This window comes from Butyricicoccus sp. Marseille-Q5471 (assembly GCF_951230135.1).
Classification (GTDB): domain Bacteria; phylum Bacillota; class Clostridia; order Oscillospirales; family Butyricicoccaceae; genus Agathobaculum.
Window position 1 is genome coordinate 60,063 of record NZ_CATNVC010000005.1, and the last position, 20,672, is coordinate 80,734.

Here is a 20,672-nt window from a genome sequence, read left to right on the forward strand (position 1 = left end):
CCATAACAGGCAAGTAAAATACCGAAATCCCCCTTGCAATTCCCTTTCGGGCGTGTTATGCTTAATTACGTATTCAATAGGATAAACTGCGATGAGCAGGGAAAGTAGTTTTGCATCCCTTTCCATTCAGAGAACGGCGGTCGTTGGCTGTGAACCGCTGTGGAAAACGCGAAATGAAGTTCCCCTGTGAGCACCGGCGCTGAACCTTTTTCAGTAGGCGCAGGCGGGATAACGCCCCGTTATCGGCGTTCAATGAGAGCCCGCTCTGCGCGGGAATCAGGGTGGTACCACGGAAGAACGTTTTTGCCTTTCGTCCCTATTTTTCACGGGGCGAAAGGTTTTTTATTTTGTCCCGACGATCATTTTCAAAAGGAGAATCACCATGAAGGAAAAACTGCAAGGCATTTTGCAGGCCGCCAAGGACGAGCTCGCCAAAGCGGCCGATTCCCGCGCACTTGACGCTGCCCGCGTTCAGTTTCTGGGCAAAAAAGGCGAGCTGACCGCACTGCTCAAGGGCATGAAGGATGTGGCAGCGGAGGAGCGTCCGATCGTCGGCCAGTTGGTCAACGATGTGCGCGCCGAAATCGAAACCATCATTGACCGCCAGAAGGAGCTGATTGAGCAGGCCGCGCTTGCGCACAAGCTGGAGAGCGAAGCCATCGACGTGACCCTGCCCGGCGAAGACCTGACGCTCGGCAAAAAGCACCCGCTGAACATCGTACTGGACGAGTTTAAGGAAATTTTCCTCGGACTGGGCTTCTCGATTGCCGAAGGCCCCGAGGTTGAACTTGATTACTACAACTTTGAAGCGCTCAACATCCCCAAGGATCACCCTGCACGCGACACGCAGGACTCCTTCTATATTTCGGACAGCGTCGTGCTGCGCAGCCAGACCTCACCCGTACAGGTGCGCACGATGGAAACCAAAAAGCCGCCGATTCGCATCATTGCGCCCGGCCGCGTGTACCGCTCTGACGCGGTTGATGCGACCCACTCGCCGGTGTTCCACCAGATTGAAGGACTTGTGGTTGATAAAAACATCCGCATGAGCGACCTCAAGGGCATTCTGGAGCTGTTCGCCAAGAAGCTGTACGGCGAGGACACCGTTGTCCGTTTCCGTCCGCACCACTTCCCCTTCACCGAGCCTTCGGCGGAGATGGACATTCAGTGCTACCGCTGCCACGGCGAGGGCTGCCCGCTCTGCAAGGGCGAGGGCTGGATTGAGATTCTGGGCTGCGGCATGGTGCACCCGACGGTGCTTGAGGCCGGCGGCATTGACCCCGAAGAGTATTCGGGCTATGCGTTCGGCATCGGTCTGGAGCGCATGGTCATGGGTCGTTTCAAGATTGACGACATCCGTCTGTTCTATGAAAACGACGTGCGGTTCCTGCACCAGTTCTAAAACGGTATAGGAGGCTTCAAAAGCCCCCTATATACAAAATACGGTTCCGGAGAAACCGCATTTTGATACCCGAATGACGCCGCCCAAGGCGGCTGAGTCGGGGTATCAAAACCGAGGCAAAGCCCCGGTTTTGATGGAATTGCAAAGCGATTTCCAATTTTGTGCGCCATTCGGCGCAATATCCTTACAATGAAGGAGTTCTTGAATTATGAAACTGCCGCTTTCCTGGCTTTCGGATTATACCGATATTTCCGGCGTCACGCCCCGCGAGTATGACGCAAAACTCACTATGTCCGGCTCCAAGGTCGAGGAGGTCTTTTACCTCGGCGAAGAGATTGAAAAGGTCGTCACAGGCGAAATTCTGTCCGTCGTCGATCATCCGGACTCCGACCACCTCAAAATCTGCCAGCTGAACGTCGGACAGGACGAGCCTGTCCAGATTGTCACCGGCGCGCCCAACGTAACGGCCGGCTCCGTGGGCGAAATCTGCCCGGTCTGCCTGCACAAATCCACGCTGCCCGGCGGCGTGAAAATCACCAAGGGCAAGCTGCGCGGCGTGCCGTCCAACGGCATGATGTGCTCGTTCCAGGAGCTTGGGCTGACGCACGGCTGCGTGCCCTACGCGTGCGAGAACGGCATCCTGTTCCTGCCCAAGGGCACCGCTGTCGGCGAGGACATCAAGAAGGTGCTCGGTCTGGATGACTATGTTGCCGACTTTGAAATCACCTCCAACCGTCCGGACTGCCTGTCGGTCATCGGTCTTGCGCGCGAAACCGCCGCGACCTTCGGCCGCCCCTTCTCCGTGCGCGAGCCGCAGGTCAAGGGCTGCGGCGGCGATATTCGGGACGATGTTTCCGTCGAGGTGATGGACACCGACCTGTGCCCGCGCTACACCGCCCGCATCGTCAAAAACATCAAGATCGAGCCAAGCCCCGCATGGATGCGCGAGCGTCTGCATGCCTGCGGCGTGCGCCCGATCAACAACATTGTCGACATCACCAACTACGTTATGCTCGAGTACGGCCAGCCCATGCACGCGTTCGATTACGCCTGCCTGTCGGACGGCAAGATTGTCGTCCGCCGCGCAAAGGCCGGCGAAAGCATCCAGACGCTCGACGGGGTGGATCACGAGCTGACCACCGCCATGCTCGCCATCTGCGACGGAGAAAAGCCGGTTGCGGTTGCAGGCGTGATGGGCGGCGCAAACTCCGAAATTGAGGCCGATACCAAGACCGTTGTGTTCGAGTCCGCCTGCTTCCACGGTGCGACCGTGCGCGTGACGGCCAAGGCGCTCGGTATGCGTACCGAGGCGTCGGGTCGCTTTGAAAAGGGACTTGACCCCCGCCAGACCATGGCCGCCGTGCAGCGCGCCTGCGAGCTGGTTGAGGAGCTCGGCGCGGGCGAAGTGGTCGACGGCGTGATTGACGTCGACTCCTCCGACCCCAACCCCAAGCGTCTGCCTTTCGAGCCGGAAAAGATGAACGCCCTGCTCGGCATCGACCTGACCCGCGAGGAGCAGATTGACTATCTCGCGCGCCTGTCCTTCCACGTTGAGGGCGACGAGGTCATCATCCCCTCCTTCCGTACCGATATCGCGCGCATGTGTGATTTGGCGGAAGAAGTCGCCCGCATGTACGGCTACGACCGCATCCCGACCACGCTGTACGCCGGCGAGATGGTACAGGGCGAGTACACCGCCAAGCAGCAGATGGAGCGCACCGCTACACTGGTCTGCCGTGAGGCCGGCTTTGATGAATCAATGAGCCATTCTTTCATCTCCCCGAAATTCTACGACATGATCGGCTGGCCGGAAAACGATCCGCGCCGTGTGTCGACCACCATTTTGAACCCGCTAGGCGAGGATTTCAGCATCATGCGCACGACCGTGCTGCCCTCGATGCTTGACAATCTTGCTCACAACCACGCGCACCGCAACCCGACCGCGTCGCTTTACGAAATGGGTATGATTTACACGCCTGTTTTGAAGGACGGTAAGGCCGATCCCACCGTGCTGCCGCATGAGGAAAAGATTCTCACGCTCGCCTCTTACGGCCGCCTGTCCTTCTTCGCGTTCAAGGGCGTGATTGAGGCACTGTGCCGCGAGCTGAACATCAAGGACGCTTCGTTCGTGCCTGAAAAGGAGAACCCGTCCTATCACCCCGGCCGCTGCGCGACCCTGCTCATCGGTGGCGAGACGGCAGGCGTGTTCGGCACCGTGCACCCGACCGTGTGCAAGACCTACGGCCTGTCCGGTGAGGTGCTCGCAGCCGAGCTGTCAATTGACGCGCTCTTTGCCGCAGCCGATCCCATCAAGCTGTACCGTGCGCTGCCCAAGTTCCCGGCTTCGACCCGCGACATCGCCGTGCTGGTCGACGACGCGGTACCTGCCGCAGCCATCCAGTCCTCGATTGAAAAGGCCGCCGGCGGCATCCTCGAATCCGCAAAGCTGTTTGACGTTTACAAGGGACAGGGCATCCCCGAGGGCAAGAAGTCGATTGCGTATTCACTCATCATGCGCGCACCCGACCGCACGCTGACTGACGAAGAATGCGACAAGGCGATGAAGGCTGCCATTGCTGCGCTTGAGCAAGATTTTCAAGCGGTTCTTCGCGGATAAGACTTTACTTTTTCCGTGATTTGCGGTATGCTGTTAGTAGCTAGAATCAACGCCTACCGGAAAGGAGAACAGCCATGCTGGACGGCACGAGAAAATTTAGTCTTGTAGACGAAGCGAACAAAGAGATGAAGCGCACACTCACCGCAGTGTATGATGCGCTGAAGGAGAAAGGCTATAACCCGATCAACCAAATCGTTGGATATCTCCTCTCCGAAGATCCGACCTACATCACCAACCACAACAACGCCCGCAGCCTGATTTGCAAAATCGACCGCGACGAACTGATGCAGGAACTGGTTCAATATTATCTCGATAACTAACTGCAAAAAAGAACCGCTATCGGCGGTTCTTTTTGTTTTTTATCGAAAATTAGCTTCACACACTGACAATCAGCGCACATTTGCAGATTCGCATTGAATTTTCATTCAAACTGTGATATAATAGCCACCATACTTGAAAAGGCGGTGTGCCTCGTTGGAACAACAGAAAATTTATTCCAAGCTTCTCATCCTGTGGATTGGCCTTGTCATTAACGCAGGTGGCGTGCTGCTGAGCGATTATGCACTTCCCATGCTGATTGGGTCCATCATTTCGTTTGTTGGCATCCTGTACGCGATGGCTGCGCTGCGTTCGGTTGCGCCGCGCTTTGAAAAAGCATTTTTACACCAGATTGTCAGCGTCGTGCTCACACTGGTTGCGCTTGCCGTGCTGGCTTACTCTTCCTATCGCGGTAATCTGTCTGCGTTTGCACTTAACATGCTCTCGCTGTGCATGATGATTGGCTCAATTTTCAGTCTTCTTGCAGACTATAACCTCTTTTGGGGACTCGATGAACTGATTCTCTCCCGCGGTTACCCCTTCCCCGCGCGCCGCATCCGTTGGTGCTTTTATCTGGTGCTGCTCGGCAGTTTGGCCGCTTCGACCGTCGCTCTGTTCGATGGAGAAGGCATGATTGCTACCATGTTGGTCGCGCTGGCCTTCGCAGTGGCAAGGCTTGTGCTGCTATTCCAGTACATGCGCGCTGTCAAAACACGCGAAGACAACCCACTAAATGAACTATAAAAAAAGCCAGCCCAAAAGGGCTGGCTTTTTTCGTTTCTCGCTCCGCAGCACGCATAAAATAACAAAAAGTCAGGACAAGTGCCTGACTTTTTGCCCCGGACCCGCGCAGCCGTGCGCGAAATCGGGGTATCGAAATGGATTTCCTCAGGAACCCATTTCGTATATAGGGAGTATTGCATACCCCCTATACGTCCTTACGCGTTCTCCGAAAACTCCGACAACCGCAGATTCTCATTGTGGTCGAGCGCCCAATTGACGTTCCACGGCGAGGTGAACAGCAGCAGCAGATTACCCTTGAAATCGGTGACGACCTTGGTGTCGCTTGTCAGCTGCAGCGCCTTATAGTCGAACTCCTCTTCATCGTTTTCAATCCAGCGCAGATGCTCATAAGGCAGGCTGTCGCGGATGATTTCGACGTTGTACTCGTTCTTCAGACGGTATTCCAGCACTTCAAACTGCAGCACGCCGACTACGCCGACGATGACCTCTTCCATGCCTGAACCCGGCTCACGGAAAATTTGAATCGCGCCTTCCTGTGCAATCTGCTCCACGCCCTTGACAAACTGCTTGCGCTTTAACGTGTCCTTCTGGCGCACGCGTGCAAACAGCTCAGGCGCAAAGGTCGGAATGCCCGAAAACAGGCATTTATGTTTGGGGTCGCACACCGTGTCACCAATGGAAAACACGCCCGGATCGAAAATACCGATGATGTCGCCTGCATAGGCCTCATCCACGATGGAACGATCCTGCGCCATCATCTGCTGCGGCGCGGCGAGCACCATTTTCTTACCCGTCTGCACGTGCAGCACGTCCTGACCGCGCTCAAACTTGCCCGAGCAGATACGCATAAATGCCACTCGGTCGCGGTGCGCCTTGTTCATATTCGCCTGAATCTTGAAGACAAAGGCGGAAAAATGCTCGCTAAACGGGTCAATGACACCGATATCCGCCGTGCGCGCGGTCGGCGGCGGGGTCATCTGCAGGAATTTCTTGAGGAAGGGTTCTACGCCAAAATTGGTCAGCGCCGAGCCGAAAAACACCGGCGACAGCCGTCCCTCATGCACAGCCTTCAGGTCGAAATCATCACCCGCGCCCGAAAGCAGCTCAACGTCGTCAATCAGCGTCTGGTACTGCTCCTCGGGCAGCAGTCCCTCGAGCACCGGATCGTCGATTGACAGGTGCTGCGCCTTGACCTCATGGCGAAAGTCCGCGCCTTCAAACGCGATGACCTGATCGTCCACGCGGTCGTACACACCCTTAAACCGCTTGCCCGAGCCGATCGGCCAGTTGACCGGATAGGTGCCGATGCCCAGCTCGTTTTCAATCTCCTCAAGCAGCTCATAGGGATCGCGTGCTTCACGGTCCATCTTGTTGACAAAGGTGAAAATCGGCACGCCGCGCATCGCGCAAACCTTGAACAGCTTGCGGGTCTGTGCCTCAACGCCCTTGGACGCATCAATCACCATGACCGCCGAATCGGCCGCCATCAGCGTGCGGTAGGTATCCTCGGAAAAGTCCTGGTGACCCGGGGTATCGAGGATGTTGATGCACTTGCCCTCGTACTGGAATTGCAGCACCGATGAGGTGACCGAAATACCGCGCTGCTTCTCGATCTCCATCCAGTCGGACACGGCATGGCGTGAGTTTTTCTTACCCTTGACCATGCCCGCTTCCTGAATCGCTCCGCCGTAGAGCAGGAATTTCTCGGTTATGGTCGTTTTGCCGGCGTCAGGGTGTGAAATAATTGCAAAAGTTCGGCGGTTTTCAATTTCTCTTTTCAGGTCAGACACAAGTTTCTTCCTTCCGCGTTCGTCAATTTTTTCGCTAAAACAGTAATTTTAATGAAAACTACACAAAACGGACACAATACTCCGTTATAGTAATCTCGTGGAAAGCGTATAAGATCCCCCCACATGTTCTTGCTTTCTACTCTCTATCCTACCTTTTATTGCGGGAACAGCCGGACGAAAGTCCGGCTGTTCCTGTGTACCGGCCTCTTAGGAGAGCCTCGAACGCATGGCGTTCGGGGTCTTTTTTATGCCAAAACACAGTAAAACAGCAGGAATCAGAGCTCGCGGCGACCTTCCAGTGCACGCGAAAGCGTTACCTCGTCCACAAATTCCAGATGGCCGCCGACCGGAATGCCATAGGCCAGACGGGTGGTGCGAATCTCAAACGGTGAAAGCAGGCGGGAAATGTACATTGCCGTCGCTTCACCCTCGGTATCCGGATTGGTGGCGAGGATGACCTCTTCAGTGTTTTCCTCGGCCACGCGCTGTACCAGCTCGCGAATGCGGATGTCGTCCGGCCCGATATGGTTCATGGGAGACAGCGTGCCGTGCAGCACGTGGTACAGACCCTTGTACTCCTTGGTGCGCTCAAACGCAATGACATCGCGCGGATCGGCCACCACGCAGATGGTCTTCTGCTCCCGCGCCGCGTTGGCGCAGATGGGGCAGATTTCACTGTCCGTCAGGTTCTGGCAGCGCTTACAGGTGAAGGTCTTGCTCTTTGCGTCGCGGATGGCGTCGGCAAAGCGCTCCGCTTCCTCACGCGGCAGGGTCAGCACGTGAAACGCGAGCCGCTGGGCGGTTTTCTGTCCGATGCCGGGCAGCTTTGCAAATTCCTCGATCAGTCGCTCGACCGGGGGCGCGAAATAATCCATCAGAACAATCCGCCGCCAAGGCCGCCCATGCCGCCGGTGATGGCCGACATCTGGCTCGACGACTTCTCCTGTGCGGCGCGGAGCGCTTCGTTGACCGCCGCCAGCACGAGATCCTGCAGCATATCCACATCGTCCGGATCGACGACCTCAGGCTTAATCACAATCGACTTGACCGCGTTCGTGCCGGTCATCGTCACCGTTACAGCGCCGCCGCCGGCTGTCGCTTCGGTCTCCATCTGCGCAATTTCTTCCTGCGCCTTTGCCATGTCGGCCTGCATTTTCTGCGCCTGCTTCATCATTGCCTGCATGTTCATGCCGCCGCCGAAGCCGCCGCCGAATTTACCCTTTGCCATATGTTTTTTCCTCCTCAAAGTTCTCTGATTTGAATATCGAATGCTTTTGCACGGCCAAGCAATTCGTCGACCGCATGATTGTTTTCCGGTAGAGGTTCCTCGTCCGCCTCGCGCACCTTGACCTTGATTGGTGCCCCCGCGAGCACCGCCGCCTGTTCCCGAATGACCTTCATCGTCGGCTCGGCCTTGGCGAGCATCGCGGTGATGGAATCCTCGCACAGGATGACGAGTGCGCCATCCTCCAAAATGCCCTTGGATGACAGCTTCATGTTGGTATGTGCGCCCATGTTAATCTTGCCCGTCAGCGCTTCAAGCAGACGCGGCCAGAGCAGCCAACTGTCCCCTCTCGACTTGGGAGCTGCCGCGGCAGGGGGCGCAGACTGTGCCGCATCCGGTTCTTCTCCCGTCCACGGCGGCGCTTCCTCGTCCCCCGGAAGCGGCGGACGGTCATCTGCCGCAGGCGAGGCGGCCTGTGCAGGCTGTGAAACGGCTGCCGGAATGCCGTTTTTGATTTTCTCCTCCAGCGCTTCCACGCGACCGCCTAGGCTGTCGTAATCATCCGCGCCCAGTGTGCACAGGCGCACGGCGCAAAGCTCGGCCTCAATGCGGCGGTTTGCCGCGTTTTTCATGCGGTTCAGCGCATCTCCGATGGCCTGTGACCACGCAATCAGCGTAGAGGCCGCCATGCCTTCACAGAAGCCCTGCAGGGCTTTGACCGTATACGCCGGCGAAATGAGCGCCGACACATCGGTTTTTGCCGTTTTAACGAGCAGCGCGTCTCGAATCAGTCCAAGCAGCTGGTCATACACCGCGGCGAGGTCACGCCCTGCGCGGTAATAATCGCCGAGCAGAGCGACCGACTCGGCCAGTGCATGGTTTTTCAGATACCCTGCAAGCTGCATGGCATCGTCCTGCCCCAGAATGCCCAGCGCGGCTGTAACGGCTTCTTCATCCACCGTGCCTGCGGCCGCCGCACGGTCGAGCATGGACAGCGCGTCGCGCATTGCGCCATCGGACAGACGGGCAATCAACCGTGCGCCGCCCTCTGAAAGGGCAATGCCCTCCTTGGCTGCCACATCCATCAGACGGCGGGCAATATCCTCCGCGCCGATGCGGCGAAAATCAAACCGCTGACAGCGGGACAGGATGGTCGCCGGGACCTTGTGAATCTCGGTCGTCGCCAGAATGAATAGCACATGTTCGGGCGGCTCCTCCAGCGTTTTGAGCAGCGCGTTGAACGCGCCGATGGAAAGCATGTGCACCTCGTCGATGATATAAACACGCTTTTTGACCTGACCGGGTGTGTAGCGCGTTTCATCGCGCAAATCGCGGATATTGTCCACGCCGTTGTTGGACGCGGCGTCAATCTCGACCACGTCGAGCACCGAGCCATCCAAAATGCCGCGGCAGGACGGACACACACCGCAGGGGTCGCCGTCCTGCAGGTTTTCGCAGTTGACCGCGCGTGCAAGGATTTTGGCACAGGTGGTTTTACCCGTACCGCGTGTGCCGGTGAATAAGTAGGCATGGCTGAGCCTGCCCGTGCGCAGTTGCGCGCGCAGCGTATCCGTAATATGCTGCTGGCCGATTACATCGGCAAAGGTCTGCGGCCGCCATTTGCGGTATAACGCCTGGTACAAGGCACACCCTCCTTATCCTGAATGATATCACAAAGAGGCGGGCGCAAGCCCGCCTCAAAGCGTTGTCTGATTCACTCTGTTCAGCGCTCCACAAGACCGCACGCGGACGATTCGAAATCGACGCTCCAATTGCCTTTCCGCACGTCGAGCTCAAAATCGGCAAATCTGCGGCACACGATGGTTTCTGCTTAATGCTGCTCGGTTCCCCGCCTGACATGGTTCGCAGTCCTCCGTTGCGCAGTACCGGTTTCTCATCGCTCCGTGGGCGGACGCCGCATCATAACGTCGTCCCTCCCCGCCCGCATCATCCCCGCTATAGCGGATTGCGGGTTCAGGGCACCGCTGCCTCCCCGATGTGTGCGGCCTTGTGCAGCGCTGAACAAGAGTTGATATTCAGTTTGTGCGGATTACTCCGCAGTTATGCTTCCGGATCATCCGGAAGTGTCGGTTCATCCGTTCCCGGCGGCGTCGGCTGACCGCCGGTATCCGGTTTGGTCGGCTTATCGTCGCCCGGCGTGGTTGTTCCGGCATTGCCGCCCGGCGTTGTGGTGCCTCCGCCTGCAGGCGGTGTTACGGCTTCACCCGTTTCGGGGTCGACAGTCGAGGAATCGTCCGGTTTTTCTTCCTTCGGCTTCTCTTCCTCGTCCTCATTCTCTACGTCCAGACCGTCCTTGCCCAGCAGATAGGTCGGATAGCCCTGATGCTTACACAGCTCAGTCGGCGCCTGTCCCTTCCAGAAGCGGCCGGTGGCAACGCGTCCCGCAGCGCGGCATGCGCCCGAGGGGGCAAGTCCGCTGTCCATGCAGTAGCTTGCGGTTTCAAAGTCCTCCGGATGCGAGTCGAACACCAGACCCGAATCGCCTTCGTGAATGCGGCGCATAATCTTCGTCCAAACGGTTGCCGCATCACGGCCGTACAGGCCGCTGAGCGTATAGTTCTGGTCAAAGCCCAGCCAAACCGCGGCAGCGTACTTCGGCGTCACGCCACAGAACCAGAGGTCGTAGTTGGCGCTAGTCGTACCGGTTTTACCGGCTGTCTGCACGCCCGGAATAGTCGCATTGGTGGCGGTACCGAACGAGGTAACGCCCTGCATGCACTCAAGCATATAATATGCTGTGCGCACATTTTTGAAGCCCAACTCGGTACCCGGCTGATTATCGAGAAGCACCTCTCCGTTGGAATCAAGCACCTTAGAGTAGCTGCGTGTACCGGCAAACACACCGTCGTTGATGAAAGTGGAGTAAGCACCGGCCATTTCACGCACGGTCACACCGTTGGTCATGCCGCCCAATGCAAGCGGACCATAATCGATATCGGTCTGCACCGTGCCGTCACCGTTGGTGCGGCTGGAAACAAGCGCATCATTGCCGGCCCGGAAGCCGAGGCGCTGGGTGAGATATTCGTAGGACACCTGCGGGGTGAGCATATTGACCAGCTGCGCAGCAATTGTGTTAATCGAGCGCGCAATCGCGTTTTTGATCACAATCGGCTTGTTGGTCGTTTTGCCGGAGTCGTTTCGGGGCCAAGGATTGCCGTCAATCTCCATCAGCGCCTTGTCGTAAACCGACGAGGTGGGCACGATAATGCCCGTATCCATCGCGGGTCCGTAAGCCGACAGCGGCTTAATCGAAGAACCCGGCTGACGGCGTGCATCGGTTGCACGGCTGTAATCGAGCTTGCCGCTCTTTGCGCCGCGTCCGCCGACGATGCCGCGGATGTTACCCTGCGCATCGGTGACGACCATCGCGCTTTGCGGGCGCATACCGCCGCGCTCCATGTTTGGGAAATTCGCGTCGTTTGCGTACTCCTCGTCCATGATTTTTTGCACATCGGTATCGACAGTGGCGTAAATCTTCAGGCCGCCCGACAGCAGCAAACGCTTAGCAGCTTCCGAAGAATAGCCCTTCTTGGTCTGCAGATCGCTCAGCACATCGTTGTACACCAAATCGGTAAAGTAGGAGTAGGGATCGTTGATCTCATCCTCGTACAAATCCTCAGAACGGTAATTGAGTTCTTCCGCAACCGCCTGATCGTGCTCCTCCTGCGAGATCATCCCTTGCTTGAGCATCTGATCCAGAATGGTCTCCTGACGCTCCTTGATGTTATCAGGATAGGTGTATGGATCATACTCGGAAGGATTGTTCGTGATGCCCGCGAGAATCGCGCATTCGGCGAGCGACAGGTCGGAAACCTGCTTGCCGAAGTAGGTTGCTGCGGCCGTTTTCACGCCGTAAGCGCGGCGGCCTAGGTAAATCGTATTCAGATAGCGGACGATAATTTCGTCCTTATCACCGATTGCACGCTCCAACTCGAGCGCACGGAAAATCTCAGTGATTTTACGTTTGACCGAAAAATCATCTTCATCGGTCATGTTTTTAATGAGCTGCTGTGTGATGGTCGAGCCGCCGTAGGTTTTGCCGCCGGTCATCCAGCTGACGCTCGCGCCCAGTGTGCGCTTCCAGTCAACACCCTTGTGCTGATAAAATCGCTGATCCTCGATTGCGACGACCGCGTTTTTCAGGTTATCGGGAATCTGGTCGCCATCGACCCATTCACGGTTTTTATCGCCCTGCAGGGTTTCATACAGCTTTTCTTCGCCGGTAGCTGGATCAATCGACCAGACGGTCGTGTTGAGATCGAGGAACATCGAGTCCAAATCGAGTTCAACCGACGGATTGACATAGGCGTGGACATAGTACGCAAACGCAATGCCGCAGAAGCTGGCGCACAGCACGCCAATGAGCAGCAGCGTAAGCAGTACACGCGAAAATCCGCGTCCAATGCGTGTATTTCGTTTCCTTGCCAATGTGGATTCCTCCTTGCCTACAGCCCCAGCGGACGGCAGGCCTTTGCCTTATCAGACGCAACGTACATCCGATTTGTTCCCAGCATACAGCGATATTATAACACAGGGTGCGCCAAATTCCAAATATTTTTTCATCCGGGTCGTGAATATATCCATTTTAACTGGGAACACTTCGATAAAACGCAAATTTAAGGATGATTTAACCATGATGCAAGGCTTTTACCTACTGACCATGCGGCGCATGCGCCGCCAAAAACGCATTGCCTGCGCAGCGCTCGTATTCGCTCTGGCCAGCGCGGCGTTTGCCGGAAAAACATTTTTCACCGCCGCACCCGCTATGGCGGCGACCGCTGGCTATGTTGCCACCACAGAAGACAACCGGCTGGTCATCTATCCCGCCGGGGGAGCGGACGAACCGCTCCTGCGCACTGCAATCGACACGCGCACCCTGCCCCAGTCGGAACAGGACGCGCTGCGTCTGGGCGTGCCGCTCAGCGATGCGGAAGCGCTCGCCAAGCTGCTCGAAGACTACGGTTCATGACGAGGAGGGAGACCAAACGGTCCCCCTCGTTGTCTTATGAGGCAATTTGCCCTGTGAGTGCGTTCATCCATGCATCCACATCGACAATCACACTGCCCTCAGCCGGGGCTTTGCGCGGCGGCTGTGCAGCGGATTTGACGCTGGTGTAAAGCTCGACCTCGGTCAGGCTCTCGTTTTTGCTGTGGATGCTCAGGCGGGCGGATGCATCGGCCGCGTTGCCCTTGAAGGACAAGGTAATCAGCGTATCCGTGTCATATGCGGTTGCGCGCCATTCAAACGCGCCCTCCGCCGCACCGGTTTTGACGTTAAACGTCATCGTTCCCTTCGCGTAGCCCGTGCCTGTAAACCACTCGTCCGACTGCGGTTCGTTCGTTTCATCGAGCGTGAAGGTATAGCGATCTCCGCTGCGAACGAGTGCACCATCGCCGATCACCGCTTCAAGCGCGGATGCTGTGTTCTGCACGTTGCTCCACAGAGCGGCACCGCTCATTTGCCCACTCTGCATCTCTTCGCTTGCAAGCAGCATCGCGCCAACGGTCGGCTCGCTTGTCAGCGTGCCGTACTGCTCGAACAGCTCCATGTAATCCATCGTATCCGCATCGATCACATCGGCCGTTTTGAGCCATGCGTTCGCCGCAATCGTCGGCACCGAACCCGGCTCCAGCTCATTCATGATGCGGAAGATTTCCGGACAGCGGAAGTACAGCACATTGCTATCCAAATCAATAATTGCTTCAAAGCTTACGTTTTGCAGTTCGTTTTTGACCTTTTCGAGCTTTGGAACGATTTTCTCGTCATACAGCCACGACTGTTCGCCGAATAGCAGCTGAATCAGCGCATAGATATCGGCCTCCACCTTCATTTCACAGCCGCCCTCATTGCTGACCATCTCGACCGAACCGCTCATTGGATAAACCGTGTTGCCGTCAATCGAGTTAAACGCGGTGTAGGTGACCTTTGCGCCGAGCGCTGTGCGCATCGCCTGCGCCGGATCGGCCTTGGGCTGCGCGGCAAGCCACTGGTTAAACGCAGTGAACCGGGCATCTACCGAGGCAAGCAGGGCGGCGCGGTCGTACAGCACGGCGGTCTGCCGCTCTTCATCCCACTGCACCGTCAGGTTGAACGCTTCGGCAAAGAAGCGCGCCGGCACATAGGTGCGTCCGTTTTTCTCATAGGGCGCAACGTCCATCTTCTGCGTCTGCTGACTGCCCTTTTCGTCTGTGACCGAGAGTTCGCTGCTGCCAAGTCGAAACGAGATGGTGCGGCCGTTTGCCGCCGCATTTACCGTTCCATCCGCATAACCGACCGTTCCTCCCAGCTCTTCCAGCAGCGCGCGCAGCGGCACCATCGTGCGGTCGGCGTGCTGCTCGGGCTGTGCATCCGGGAACGTCACGGTTTTGCCATTGAGCTGCACAGAAAGCGGCGGCACGAATGCAAAAGAATCCACGACCACCAATTGCAGCGCGGCATCCCGGAGAAAATCCTCCCGGGTGGAAAAATATTCGTCTACCATGCCCCAGTCCCAACCCTGATAGGCCGATTCAAAGGCCAAATCCGGGTTTTGTCGCAGCTGTCCGAAGCGAATGTCGTACCGCTCGCAAATCCAGTCATAGGAAACATCACGATAAAACCAGCTGTCCATAAAATCCTGCGCCGAATCGCAGCCGAACTGCTCGTAGAGCGGCGGCGTGGTATCCGCGGCGAGGGCGGCGGGCAGTTGGCTGCACAGCAGCACCGCTGTGAGACATAGGGACATGGTGCGTTTTAAAAACTTTTTCATCAGAATCCCTCCTTTTATTATTATTCTTATTATACAATACAGGCGGATTCTTGTCCATTATTTTCCTTGCAATGTGCTTTAACGCATGATATGATAGTGAAACATGTCCCATTGGGGGATTGCTGAGAAAGAGAAATTGAAATGGAAAAACAAACCGCTGTCCGCGCAAAAATAGCCTTATTCTTCACCGCCCTAATTTGGGGCAGCACGTTCTTCGTTATGAAGCTGGTAGCAGGGGTGTTCCCTACACCGTTTTTGATGGCAATTCGCTTTACCTCTGGCACGGTCGCGTTGGCGCTGCTGTTTTTTCCGCGCCTGCCCCGCATGCGGGAGAAACGCTACCTGATTGCTTCGCTCGCGACCGGCGCGACGCAGGCGCTCGGCTACCTGCTGCAAACATACGGTCTGGCGCTTGACACCTCACCCGGCAAATCCGCCTTTCTGACCGCCGCTTACTGCGTACTGGTTCCCTTTTTAAGCTGGATTCTGCTGCGCCGCCGCCCGTCCGGCTGGCAGTTTTTCGCGGCGATTATCTGTGTCACCGGTATCGGCCTGCTCTCGCTGACTGAGGAGCTGACCATTTCCCCCGGCGATTTCCTGACGCTGCTCGGCAGCATTATCTTCGCGCTCAACATTCTGGCCATCGGCCGCGCGGGCGAGCAGGGGTGCGACCCCATCCTGCTGACCATCGGCCAGCTCGGCGTAGCAAGCGTTATCTCCTGGGGCATCACGCTGCTGACCGGCGCGTTTCCCACAAATTCACCCTCGCCGCTGTCGTGGTGGTGCCTCATCGGACTCGGTCTGGTTGCCTCCGCGCTCTGCATGGTCATGCAGTCTTACGGACAGCAGCACGTCGAAGCCTCGCAGGCCTCCATCCTGCTCTCGCTCGAATCCGTGTTCGGCGTGGTGTTCTCCGTTTTGTTTTATGGAGAAAGCGTTACGATTCGTCTGCTCCTTGGCTTTGTGTTCATTTTCGCCGCCATCATCATCAGCGAAACCAAGCTGGAATGGCTGCGCCGCAAGCCACTACAAAAGCAGGAATAAGCATCGCCCCCTCGGCATACTGTTTGACCGAGGGGGCGTATTTTAATGTTTATTACCATTACCCGCGATACCATCTACCGCGCCGCAGCCGTGGTCGCGGTCTGCCTTGTGCTGGCTGTGCTGTTCGTCCGCTTGCCGAATGACGACAGCGCCGCGCAGACCGCCGCCGCAACGGAAGACGAAGCGGTGCAGACCTCGATCAGCGACTGGGGCCTATCGTTCCAGACGGAAGGCCAGCCCCCTGTGGGCAATGTATCGGCCGATACGCTGAAGCAGTGGAACGCGTATTACGTCGGCGACACATCAAAACCCACCATCTATATTACCTTTGACGCGGGTTTTGAAAACGGCAATACCCCGGCGATTCTGGACGCGCTGAAAAAACACAACGCGCCCGCGTGCTTCTTCCTGGTTGGCAACTATATCGACACTGCGCCCGATTTGGTCAAGCGCATGGTCGATGAGGGACACATTGTGGGCAATCACACCATGCACCATCCCGATATGTCCAAAATTGCCGATCAAGCTGCGTTTGAGCAGGAAATCAACGGCCTTGCCGACAAGTTCACGGTGCTGACCGGACAGGAAATGCAGAAATTCTACCGTCCGCCGCAGGGCAAATTCTCGGAGGAAAACCTCAAGCAGGCGCAAGCGCTCGGCTATACGACTGTGTTCTGGTCGCTTGCATATGTCGACTGGTACACGGATAACCAGCCGACCGACGAGCAGGCCTATTCCAAACTGCTGCCGCGCATCCACAACGGTGCGATTGTGTTGCTACACTCGACGAGCGAGACCAACGCCCGCATTCTCGACCAGCTTCTCACCAAATGGGAGGACGCGGGTTATACCTTCGGCAGATTGACCGATCTGCCCAAATAAGTCACTCGACCGCCCGCTCCTCGGCGGCCGACTGTGCACCCTTGAGCAGGGCGAGGATGAAACTCGGCGCAGTTTCATCCCCGCCCTGCTCTATTTTTTCGATTGCGGCGCTCACGTGAGCGAACAGAGTCAAATAGGCTTCTTTGTAATGCAGTTCTTCCATATTAAATCACCTCCGTTTTATTTTATAGGTAATACCTATAAAAGTCAATATAGGCATTGCCTATAAGGCATACTATTTTCAGGTGATGAAAATGAAATTAGAACGACTGCGTGCTATGCGCGAAGATAGAGATTTAAAACAGCAGAAGCTTGCTCAATATCTTCATATTTCACAGGCCACATATTCTGAATATGAAAGCGGCAAGATTAACATCCCTTTCGAAGCTTTGTGGAAAATCGCCGACTTTTACAACACCAGCGTCGACTATCTGCTCGGCAGAACAGATAACCCCGCCCCACCGCAGCAATAAAGCAAAGCGCCCCGCGTCCATCCGGACGCGGGGCGCTGTTTGATGTTATGCTGCGAGACGCTGGAAAATAGTCGAAATCTCGGCACGGGTCGCTGTGCCCTGCGGGGCGAAGGTCTTGTCGGGATTGCCCTTGACCAGACCGGCCTTGACGCAGTAGGACACGCCGTCCGCCGCCCAGCTTGCAACAGAAGCGCTGTCGGTGAACGCACCGATTGCCGTGCCGTCCGCTGAAACATCCTTGCCGTCCAGCTTCGCCTTGCGGGTCAGCAGGGTCGCAAGCTCTTCGCGGGAGACAGGAGAATCGGGATTGAACTTGTTGTTGCCAACACCCTGCATGATGCCCGCCTTGGCAACCCATGCAACTGCCTTGCGTGCGGTATGGGTGACGGGCACATCGGTAAACGACGCCAGCTCAACCTTGGGCTGCCCTGCAAGGTTATACAGCGCAGACGCAACCTCGGCGCGTGTCAGCGTCTCATCGCCGCCGAACACGTAGGGCTGCTCACCCGAAATCAGGCGGCTGTCCGTCACGTACTTGGCCGCGTCATAATACCAGTCGGTAGCCTTTACATCGGTGTAATCCGAGACCTGCTTGCCGGTCTGCTGGTTGTTGCGGATTTCATAGCTGTCCACGACCTTCCAGTCGTTCCACTTTTCCGCCTCTGCCTTCGCGTCTGTGTCGTTATCCTGGCATTGATACGCCTTGGCGGAAATCTTGTCGCCCGATACTGTGATGACCGAGAAAATCTGCTGATCCTCGTCATCCGCATAGAAATCGTTGGCATAATCGCTGCGGTCGGGCATGTATTCATAGTATTTGTTGCCGACCGTGCCGCCGGTGACATAGGTTGTGCCGTCGCCGGTGTTCGCCTTGATATCGTTGCGCGCGGTCGAACGGACGTAGATATGGTCATGGCCGTTGAGGAACAGATCGACCTTGAGCGCATCAATCGAATACTCGCTGTCGTTAACGAAATAATCGAGCACATCGCTCGCCGGATGGTTGGAGGTGTACGGGCCGGCATGGGTCAGCATGATGCGCCACTTCTTGCCCGAGCTTTCGTAGCATTTCTTGGCCCACTCCAGCTGCTTCTTGAGGATTTCTGCCTTTTCATCGGGAGGCGTCACCTCAGTATTGATGACAACGATACATGCGTCGCCGTATTCAATGCAGCCGATGGTGTTGTCAAACTCGGTTCCGGTTGCGCCGCCCGGCATATTGAAGCGCTGCGCAAAGGACACAAAGCCCCAGTCGCCCTTCATTTCATGGTTGCCGGGTACGGTGATGGTCGGAATGCTCGCAAAGTAATCGCCCATGACGTCAAAGCAGGCATCCCACTCGGTCGCCTTGTAGCCGTCCTGCGTGGTATCGCCGCCCGACATAATGAACTCCGGCTTTACAAGCGTCGTGGCATAATCCATCGACTTTTTGAAGGACATATAGTCGTCCGTCGAGACCGACTGCGGATCGGCAACAAAAATGAACGAGAATTCGTCCGCATCGGCCGACTTGGGTGCCTTGAAGCTATACTCCTCACTCATAAAGGTCTTGCCATCGCCCACCTTATATACGTAGGTTGCGTCCGGAGTCAGGTTTTCCAGCACGACCTGATGGGTCGCAAGCTCCTTCCAGCCTGCGGTGACCGCGTCGACATAGCTCGTGCCCTTGGCGATCTGCCAAGCGGACGCGCCCTTCACCCGATACTGCACGACAGATTCCTTAACCTCGGGCACGGTGACCCAGCTGAAACGCAGACCGCCCTGCTTGGTGTCGGGTGTCATGGTGATTTGGCTCGGCGCCCCAAGGATGCGTCCGTCGTCCACGTAAAGCGCAATCGGCGCGGATTTGTCATACGGCTTGCAGAGTGTTTCCGCCGCCGTCTTGATTTCGATGTAATAATACACATATTCGGCCTTATCGGTCGGGATAGCGGCCTTGTAGGTATCGCCCGAAGCCGTCATTTTGACTGCGGTATCAACCTTTGCCTGATCGTAGCCGTAGTACAGCGTCGCGCTTTCGACCTTGTCTGTGCCGACGACGCGGGCGCTGATTTCGGTCTTGGCGTTCAGCTTTGCCGTGTTGACCGCACGGGAAATGACGCGCGAGCCGCTGACGGTGTAGTCAATCTTTGCAAAGATGCTCTGGTCAAAGCCGCGCAGAATAGGCTGCTTGAGGCTGTCACTCCACGTCCAGACCTTGGAAAAATCCCAGCCGAGCGCTTCATAGGTGGCCTTGGTCTGAAGCTTTGCGGCCGAAACATCGTCCCACTTGATAGGCTGGAACACCGGCTCATTGCCCGCAAGCTTGGTGCCTTCCCATGCGATATTGCCGGAAATGTTGGTTGCGGCCTCGTCTGCCAGCTGGCCGACGATTTTATCGGTGTCCTTGGTGCCCGAAATGCTCGTCTGCGCCGAAACACAGTTTACAATGCGGTCCCCCGCGTTGAACGAGCCTGCAATGCCGCCTGCCGCACCGTTTGAGCCGTAGGCTTCCACCGTACCGGCCGCGAACGAGTTGCCGACATAGCCGCCGCCGTCCTGAATGCCTGCGATGCCGCCGACATCATAGGGCGCTTCCAGTGCTGCGTTGACATAGCAGTTTTCCACATGGCCGATGATTGGGCCTTCGCCCTCCTTGACCTTGCCCGCGATGCCGCCCGCGGTGTGCGAGTTGGACAGATCGTCCACACGAACCAGACCGGTCACAACACAGCCGGTCACGGTGCCGTAGTTGACGCCCGCAATGCCGCCGACGTTCTGCTGACCGATGATTTCACAGCCCAGCATCGCGACGTCCTTGACATAAGCCTGCTCATCCTCGTTGCCGACATAGCCGAACAGACCGACATACTTCTTGGGATAGTCAATTTTCAGGTTGCGAATGGCGTGAAACTGTCCGTCAAACGTGCCGAGGTAACCCTCTTCCTTCTTGGACGCGATGGGTTTAAACCCCTCGATGCCCTTCATGTCGATGTCCGCGGTCAGCACATAGTCGCCATCGCGCGGTGCGCCGTCCTTCCACGTCCCCGACAGATACAGGAGTTGGTCAGCCGTCGCAATCTCGTACTTGCCGGTCGCTGCGTTGTAGGTCGGCGGCACGCCGCGGGTCTCATCCTTCGCAAAGGACAGCGTGGTGCACATGGACAGCAGCATCGCCGCCGTCAGCAGCAGACTGAGTGCCCGTTTTCTGGTGTTTGCCTTTTTCATTGACTTGCCTCCTCTTTTATGTTCGACCGCTGCGCGCGGTCAGGTTCCCCCGGAAGAATTCTGTTCTGTAAACGCTTGTATTTACAGCATTATTGTAATCATCCCCTTTCTTAAAATCAACAATTTTACTTATATTTTTGTTTTATTTCTCGAATATTTGCACTTATTATTCAATCGTAAACGTTTACGATTGTAAGATA

General features: G+C 56.7%; 16 protein-coding genes, 1 other RNA gene and 1 other annotated feature. Of the genes, 8 read left to right on the top strand and 9 right to left on the bottom strand.

Going from position 1 to position 20,672, the window contains the following annotated elements; translation table 11 throughout:
• Nucleotides 1-82: 82 nt before the first annotated feature.
• Nucleotides 83-321 (top strand) — a binding site (T-box leader).
• Between the two features lie 61 nt (nt 322-382).
• The 4 genes from pheS to QOX26_RS07705 all read left to right on the top strand — a co-directional run bounded on the left by pheS (nt 383) and on the right by QOX26_RS07705 (nt 5,081).
• Nucleotides 383-1,402 (top strand): phenylalanine--tRNA ligase subunit alpha, encoded by a 1,020-nt coding sequence (gene pheS, locus QOX26_RS07690; protein ID WP_283674392.1) that lies wholly within the window; start codon nt 383-385, stop codon nt 1,400-1,402.
• Nucleotides 1,403-1,610: 208 nt separating this feature from the next.
• Nucleotides 1,611-4,019, top strand: coding sequence for a phenylalanine--tRNA ligase subunit beta (gene pheT, locus QOX26_RS07695; RefSeq protein ID WP_283674393.1), 2,409 nt, complete (start codon nt 1,611-1,613; stop codon nt 4,017-4,019).
• 74 nt (nt 4,020-4,093) lie between these two features.
• Nucleotides 4,094-4,339 carry an IreB family regulatory phosphoprotein gene (locus QOX26_RS07700; protein WP_283674394.1) on the top strand — a complete coding sequence of 82 codons (246 nt, stop codon included), beginning with the start codon at nt 4,094-4,096 and terminating at the stop codon, nt 4,337-4,339.
• Between the two features lie 154 nt (nt 4,340-4,493).
• On the top strand, nt 4,494-5,081 hold the full coding sequence (locus tag QOX26_RS07705; protein ID WP_283674395.1) for a hypothetical protein: 588 nt from the start codon (nt 4,494-4,496) through the stop codon (nt 5,079-5,081).
• Between the two features lie 194 nt (nt 5,082-5,275).
• Here QOX26_RS07705 and QOX26_RS07710 read toward each other — a convergent pair whose 3' ends face one another.
• The 6 genes from QOX26_RS07710 to QOX26_RS07735 all read right to left on the bottom strand — a co-directional run bounded on the left by QOX26_RS07710 (nt 5,276) and on the right by QOX26_RS07735 (nt 12,545).
• A complete protein-coding gene (locus tag QOX26_RS07710) occupies nt 5,276-6,871 on the bottom strand; it encodes a peptide chain release factor 3 (RefSeq protein ID WP_283674396.1) in 1,596 nt (531 codons plus the stop codon).
• Nucleotides 6,872-7,146: 275 nt separating this feature from the next.
• Nucleotides 7,147-7,746 carry a recombination mediator RecR gene (gene recR / locus QOX26_RS07715; protein ID WP_283674397.1) on the bottom strand — a complete coding sequence of 200 codons (600 nt, stop codon included), beginning with the start codon at nt 7,744-7,746 and terminating at the stop codon, nt 7,147-7,149.
• Complete coding sequence (locus QOX26_RS07720) at nt 7,746-8,099, bottom strand: YbaB/EbfC family nucleoid-associated protein (protein ID WP_283674398.1); 354 nt, start codon at nt 8,097-8,099, stop codon at nt 7,746-7,748. Before QOX26_RS07720 ends, recR begins: the two co-directional genes overlap by 1 nt.
• Before the next feature lie 14 nt (nt 8,100-8,113).
• Nucleotides 8,114-9,739, bottom strand: coding sequence for a DNA polymerase III subunit gamma/tau (gene dnaX / locus QOX26_RS07725; RefSeq protein ID WP_283674399.1), 1,626 nt, complete (start codon nt 9,737-9,739; stop codon nt 8,114-8,116).
• A 96-nt stretch (nt 9,740-9,835) separates the two neighbouring features.
• Nucleotides 9,836-10,102, bottom strand: an RNA gene (gene ffs / locus QOX26_RS07730) — signal recognition particle sRNA large type.
• Nucleotides 10,103-10,157: 55 nt separating this feature from the next.
• A complete protein-coding gene (locus QOX26_RS07735; RefSeq protein ID WP_283674400.1) occupies nt 10,158-12,545 on the bottom strand; it encodes a transglycosylase domain-containing protein in 2,388 nt (795 codons plus the stop codon).
• A 205-nt stretch (nt 12,546-12,750) separates the two neighbouring features.
• Here QOX26_RS07735 and QOX26_RS07740 point away from each other — a divergent pair, with 205 nt between their 5' ends.
• Nucleotides 12,751-13,086: a BofC C-terminal domain-containing protein gene (locus tag QOX26_RS07740; protein WP_283674401.1), complete on the top strand. Its 336-nt coding sequence runs from the start codon at nt 12,751-12,753 to the stop codon at nt 13,084-13,086.
• Nucleotides 13,087-13,120: 34 nt separating this feature from the next.
• Here QOX26_RS07740 and QOX26_RS07745 read toward each other — a convergent pair whose 3' ends face one another.
• A complete protein-coding gene (locus QOX26_RS07745; RefSeq protein WP_283674402.1) occupies nt 13,121-14,866 on the bottom strand; it encodes a copper amine oxidase N-terminal domain-containing protein in 1,746 nt (581 codons plus the stop codon).
• A 141-nt stretch (nt 14,867-15,007) separates the two neighbouring features.
• On the opposite strand from QOX26_RS07745, the gene QOX26_RS07750 reads away from it, so the two are divergent.
• On the top strand, nt 15,008-15,910 hold the full coding sequence (locus QOX26_RS07750; protein ID WP_283674403.1) for a DMT family transporter: 903 nt from the start codon (nt 15,008-15,010) through the stop codon (nt 15,908-15,910).
• A 45-nt stretch (nt 15,911-15,955) separates the two neighbouring features.
• Nucleotides 15,956-16,792, top strand: a complete 837-nt coding sequence (locus QOX26_RS07755) for a polysaccharide deacetylase family protein (protein ID WP_283674404.1) — start codon at nt 15,956-15,958, stop codon at nt 16,790-16,792.
• A 1-nt stretch (nt 16,793) separates the two neighbouring features.
• Here QOX26_RS07755 and QOX26_RS07760 read toward each other — a convergent pair whose 3' ends face one another.
• The gene (locus tag QOX26_RS07760) at nt 16,794-16,955 is read right to left on the bottom strand and encodes a hypothetical protein (protein ID WP_283674405.1); all 162 of its coding nucleotides are present in this window, start codon (nt 16,953-16,955) and stop codon (nt 16,794-16,796) included.
• A gap of 85 nt (nt 16,956-17,040) precedes the next feature.
• On the opposite strand from QOX26_RS07760, the gene QOX26_RS07765 reads away from it, so the two are divergent.
• Complete coding sequence (locus QOX26_RS07765; protein ID WP_442870217.1) at nt 17,041-17,265, top strand: helix-turn-helix domain-containing protein; 225 nt, start codon at nt 17,041-17,043, stop codon at nt 17,263-17,265.
• A gap of 45 nt (nt 17,266-17,310) precedes the next feature.
• On the opposite strand, the gene QOX26_RS07770 is transcribed toward QOX26_RS07765, so the two are convergent.
• Nucleotides 17,311-20,472: an S-layer homology domain-containing protein gene (locus QOX26_RS07770; protein WP_283674406.1), complete on the bottom strand. Its 3,162-nt coding sequence runs from the start codon at nt 20,470-20,472 to the stop codon at nt 17,311-17,313.
• Nucleotides 20,473-20,672: the final 200 nt, after the last annotated feature.

Excerpts from the sequence above, each read along its gene's own strand:
- pheS (WP_283674392.1), top strand. The coding sequence starts at position 383 with ATGAAGGAAAAACTGCAAGGCATTTTGCAGGCCGCCAAGGACGAGCTC.
- pheT (WP_283674393.1), top strand. The coding sequence starts at position 1,611 with ATGAAACTGCCGCTTTCCTGGCTTTCGGATTATACCGATATTTCCGGC.
- QOX26_RS07700 (WP_283674394.1), top strand. The coding sequence starts at position 4,094 with ATGCTGGACGGCACGAGAAAATTTAGTCTTGTAGACGAAGCGAACAAA.
- recR (WP_283674397.1), bottom strand. The coding sequence starts at position 7,746 with ATGGATTATTTCGCGCCCCCGGTCGAGCGACTGATCGAGGAATTTGCA.
- QOX26_RS07720 (WP_283674398.1), bottom strand. The coding sequence starts at position 8,099 with ATGGCAAAGGGTAAATTCGGCGGCGGCTTCGGCGGCGGCATGAACATG.
- QOX26_RS07740 (WP_283674401.1), top strand. The coding sequence starts at position 12,751 with ATGATGCAAGGCTTTTACCTACTGACCATGCGGCGCATGCGCCGCCAA.
- QOX26_RS07745 (WP_283674402.1), bottom strand. The coding sequence starts at position 14,866 with ATGAAAAAGTTTTTAAAACGCACCATGTCCCTATGTCTCACAGCGGTG.
- QOX26_RS07750 (WP_283674403.1), top strand. The coding sequence starts at position 15,008 with ATGGAAAAACAAACCGCTGTCCGCGCAAAAATAGCCTTATTCTTCACC.
- QOX26_RS07755 (WP_283674404.1), top strand. The coding sequence starts at position 15,956 with ATGTTTATTACCATTACCCGCGATACCATCTACCGCGCCGCAGCCGTG.
- QOX26_RS07760 (WP_283674405.1), bottom strand. The coding sequence starts at position 16,955 with ATGGAAGAACTGCATTACAAAGAAGCCTATTTGACTCTGTTCGCTCAC.
- QOX26_RS07765 (WP_442870217.1), top strand. The coding sequence starts at position 17,041 with ATGAAAATGAAATTAGAACGACTGCGTGCTATGCGCGAAGATAGAGAT.
- QOX26_RS07770 (WP_283674406.1), bottom strand. The coding sequence starts at position 20,472 with ATGAAAAAGGCAAACACCAGAAAACGGGCACTCAGTCTGCTGCTGACG.